Source organism: Acinetobacter sp. P8-3-8, assembly GCF_000214135.1.
Taxonomy (GTDB): domain Bacteria; phylum Pseudomonadota; class Gammaproteobacteria; order Pseudomonadales; family Moraxellaceae; genus Acinetobacter.
Map to the genome: position 1 here is coordinate 1 of NZ_AFIE01000106.1, position 3,233 is coordinate 3,233.

Sequence of the window (3,233 nt, forward strand, 5' to 3'; positions counted from 1 at the left end):
CTTGTATTGATCAAAATCAGAATGGCACACGTGACACAAAGGAACTGTAAACGAATCATCTGCTTTTATCCCTCTACCCTTACCATGCTTTGCCGAATTACTGTGAGCCGCTTGTGAGTTTGGATTGCCGCATCGAATGCATGGAAGCTTTCTGATTGCTGCTAATCGCTTTGCATCACGCATACAATGCTTCACGTAAATTCTTAATGCGCTCTTTTAGCTTAATCATGATGCCGTCAATCGTTAGCATCTCTGCCCGCGTCAATCCCGATCTACTGAGATTCTGATACTTAGACAGCTCAGCACTGCAAAATTCTAAGTCTTGTTTCGCTTGTACTTTGTCTGTCATGTAACCACCAATAAGAAAAGAAAAACCCCACCAATAATGCATATTGAGTGGGGTTTCATGTGCCGTAATACGTTCGGCTAGTGTCACCGAAGTGACGAGGGTCAATCAATCTCTTTCAAGCAATCACGACACACCTTGATTTCTTCATCATCAACCGTGTAATCGATCTCAGTCGCACCATGTAGGCCGAATAAGCACATTAACAATTGGAGCATGCGGATCTCCTGAATTTTGGTGGGCCTTATCGGATTTGAACTGATTATCTCCCCGTTATGAGCGGGACGCTTATACCACTTAAGCTTAAGGCCCATTGGCACGCCATGTAGGATTCGAACCCACAACCATTGGTATAGAAAACCCATGCTCTATCCAGTTGAGCTAATGGCGCTTAAAAAAGGATGTGGTGATCTGCCACATCCCTGCCTTAGATTACGATATTGATCAGCTCGGCAACTGATCTACCGCTACTCAACACGACAAACATCTCAAAGTTAGCTATTGATCCGCTCTGTGTCTTTCATTCTCTTTGGTCGGGGTGTCACCCACAATTTGAGGCTCTGAGGCTAACTCAATGTGTGACGAAATCACATTGGATATAATGGCTGTCTTTTAATAGACAACAAGAAAGCCCACCATTTGGCGAGCTTTCCTTGATACTTAAACCTATTTTTGACACTTCACTTCAAACTGGTATTCGTCTTGGGTAACCTTAATTTTAATATTTTTATATTTTCGTTTGTTTGGATCCATTGCCGACCCTGCTACTTCCTCAAAAAAGCTACGATCATTCATTAGCTCGCCATACGCTTTATAACCCAACAAAATCTTTTCAGGTTTTTTGCCGTTAACTACTAATTCACTAAGAGTATCATCTAATTTCTTGACAGTTAGAATTGCCATTTCAGTTAAAGCTCAAAAACAAAAAGGCATTATCACTTAATTTTATGAACAAATAATGTCAAAAAAAGCCCACCTTTCGATGAGCTTTTGACTTTGGTCTCGGATAAACCGTAATACGACCAGTATATGAATTAATATATCCTATTCCCATTATTTTGGGAAGCTTAATTTTTCACATCTTTATAGGTTTGTTTTCTGTACTTTTCTACACCTTCAGATGCACATTTAATTGCACTTTCAATTGATAGGATCATCATGGTTTCGTATTGCTTCCATGATTTTCTATAGGCATCATAATTCATTTTATTCTCACCAATCCCTGCATAGTACAAACGCCCTTTAGCTGTAAAGTTATCTTCCATTGCTGGATTGATAGCAAAATCTAGGACCATACGAGCAATAAGTGAAGCCAAGTGTTTCAAGGTCATTTTATCAGGATCTTTCTTACCATCCTGTGTCGCCTCCTTTACCATAATCCCTGCTAGATGATTTAATAGAAAATCATAATCTCCTTTTGCATTCTCTCCAAAAATTACAATTGAAGTGATTGCCTTTTCAAGTGGTGTATCTAATGACGCAATAGCACCCAAGCGATCTTGATAATCCAATGGCTTCTCTCCTGTACCGTGTGCCTCATCACTGAATTGCGGTGACTTGGCAGTGATGCCATGAGTCAGCCACTCGAATGGTTCAAATTTTTCTGCTACTGCGTTCATAATTGCCCCTTAAACTTTTAACTTCTTAATCGCTTCTTCGATCCAACCAACGACAATCCCTTTCTTGACCTGTTCTGTTGTACCTCGAATCACTACCCAGCCAAGGATTGCCGCTGCACTGTATTTCTCACAATCTGCCGAATAACCTTTGCCGCGAGTATGACGACCACCTGAAAACACACCTCCTTCTACCTCAACCAAAATTGGGTAGCCCTCAATGCGAAAATCAGCCTTCCACTTCCGCTCAGGATGAAACTTAAACTCTTGCACATATTCGATTTTCAAAGCGTCTAGGTGACGGCATAAGAGCCGTTCACCTAATGATGGTTCATGTTTTTGTCTAGGCTTAAGGACTGATCTCGCAACAGGTTTAGATTGTGTTTGCCACCCTTTAGGAATTTGCATTGTTGCCTCTCGACATCTGAATAAAAAAAACAGTCGTCCAAACTATTAAAACCAATCCAAGCCAATTTGTTTTAAATTCGGAAAATAAGATTGCATTACAGATCATGAGCACAGCGACCTCTTGCTGAAACTTATTCATGCTCACCTCGCAAAACCTTCTTAGCCATCCAATACGCTTCCTCAAATGCATTACTTGCACCCTGATCAAGCATGTCCGCTTTTTCTTTCCACAAGCCCCAGCGGTTAGCGCTTTCACCATCCAAATATTCCAGTACCTCATCAATCCGCTTTTGCTGATCCTCCAACTCCTTCTTCTTCTCGATATAACAAGCCTCCATGTTGTTGAGTTGGGCTTTCAGGTTGTCGATGATGGCTTGTTGGTGGTTCCACATCTTGTAATCTTCTGAGTACAGCTCCTCCACCCTTTGATCTGGATAAATCCGCTTTTGACGCTCATAGTCACGTGGATAATTCACTTTGATGTATTCTTCAAAATCACTCATGCTCAATCACCTTCGTACTCGGACTAAGATGATTGCGAATGTCTGTGACGTGGTCTGATTCGATTTGTTTGATCGGTTCATTTGAAACTTTTGAATTCTTGCAATTACCGCAATCAATACAATTAGTTGCTTTTTGATTGGTTTCAGAATCATTTAAATCGTTGTTTATAGTTGTCATAGTGCCACCATTTGATTTAAGCGATTGAACAAAACAGCAGCAGGGTTTAAATCCTCCACCATTCCCACACATGAGGCTGTAGCCCATGCACTTACAGCGGTTAAGTCTTTTAAGTCATGATCAACAGCATCAAGCCATTGCTTAGAAACACCAGACCAGCGCACCTTAATTCCACCCTGTTC

7 protein-coding genes, 2 tRNA genes and 1 pseudogene are annotated in these 3,233 nt (G+C 41.1%); all 10 read right to left on the reverse strand.

Annotation, left to right across the window (positions count from 1 at the left end; all coding sequences use genetic code 11):
- Positions 1-183: DUF968 domain-containing protein (locus GGG_RS0118520; RefSeq protein ID WP_010117770.1), on the reverse strand; the 183-nt coding region annotated here is incomplete at its 3' end.
- Complete coding sequence (locus tag GGG_RS20105; protein ID WP_010117773.1) at positions 176-454, reverse strand: hypothetical protein; 279 nt, start codon at positions 452-454, stop codon at positions 176-178. The genes GGG_RS0118520 and GGG_RS20105, both read right to left, overlap by 8 nt.
- 127 nt (positions 455-581) lie before the next feature.
- Positions 582-658: transfer RNA gene (locus GGG_RS0118535), tRNA-Ile, on the reverse strand.
- Between the two features lie 2 nt (positions 659-660).
- Positions 661-737 (reverse strand) — tRNA-Arg (locus GGG_RS0118540).
- 275 nt (positions 738-1,012) lie between these two features.
- Positions 1,013-1,249, reverse strand: a complete 237-nt coding sequence (locus GGG_RS0118545) for a hypothetical protein (RefSeq protein WP_010117775.1) — start codon at positions 1,247-1,249, stop codon at positions 1,013-1,015.
- A 164-nt stretch (positions 1,250-1,413) separates the two neighbouring features.
- Positions 1,414-1,965, reverse strand: a complete 552-nt coding sequence (locus GGG_RS0118550) for a hypothetical protein (RefSeq protein ID WP_010117777.1) — start codon at positions 1,963-1,965, stop codon at positions 1,414-1,416.
- Between the two features lie 9 nt (positions 1,966-1,974).
- Complete coding sequence (locus GGG_RS0118555) at positions 1,975-2,370, reverse strand: hypothetical protein (protein WP_010117779.1); 396 nt, start codon at positions 2,368-2,370, stop codon at positions 1,975-1,977.
- Between the two features lie 131 nt (positions 2,371-2,501).
- Positions 2,502-2,873, reverse strand: coding sequence for a hypothetical protein (locus GGG_RS21440; protein WP_010117781.1), 372 nt, complete (start codon positions 2,871-2,873; stop codon positions 2,502-2,504).
- On the reverse strand, positions 2,866-3,051 hold the full coding sequence (locus GGG_RS0118570) for a hypothetical protein (protein ID WP_010117785.1): 186 nt from the start codon (positions 3,049-3,051) through the stop codon (positions 2,866-2,868). Before GGG_RS0118570 ends, GGG_RS21440 begins: the two co-directional genes overlap by 8 nt.
- A pseudogene (locus GGG_RS0118575) lies at positions 3,048-3,233 on the reverse strand (hypothetical protein); the annotation flags it as partial. The gene GGG_RS0118570 and the pseudogene GGG_RS0118575, both read right to left, overlap by 4 nt.

What these genes read in the sequence shown, in the direction of transcription:
- GGG_RS0118570 (WP_010117785.1), bottom strand. Translation starts at nt 3,051, where the DNA reads ATGACAACTATAAACAACGATTTAAATGATTCTGAAACCAATCAAAAA.
- GGG_RS0118550 (WP_010117777.1), bottom strand. Translation starts at nt 1,965, where the DNA reads ATGAACGCAGTAGCAGAAAAATTTGAACCATTCGAGTGGCTGACTCAT.
- GGG_RS0118545 (WP_010117775.1), bottom strand. Translation starts at nt 1,249, where the DNA reads ATGGCAATTCTAACTGTCAAGAAATTAGATGATACTCTTAGTGAATTA.
- GGG_RS21440 (WP_010117781.1), bottom strand. Translation starts at nt 2,873, where the DNA reads ATGAGTGATTTTGAAGAATACATCAAAGTGAATTATCCACGTGACTAT.
- GGG_RS0118555 (WP_010117779.1), bottom strand. Translation starts at nt 2,370, where the DNA reads ATGCAAATTCCTAAAGGGTGGCAAACACAATCTAAACCTGTTGCGAGA.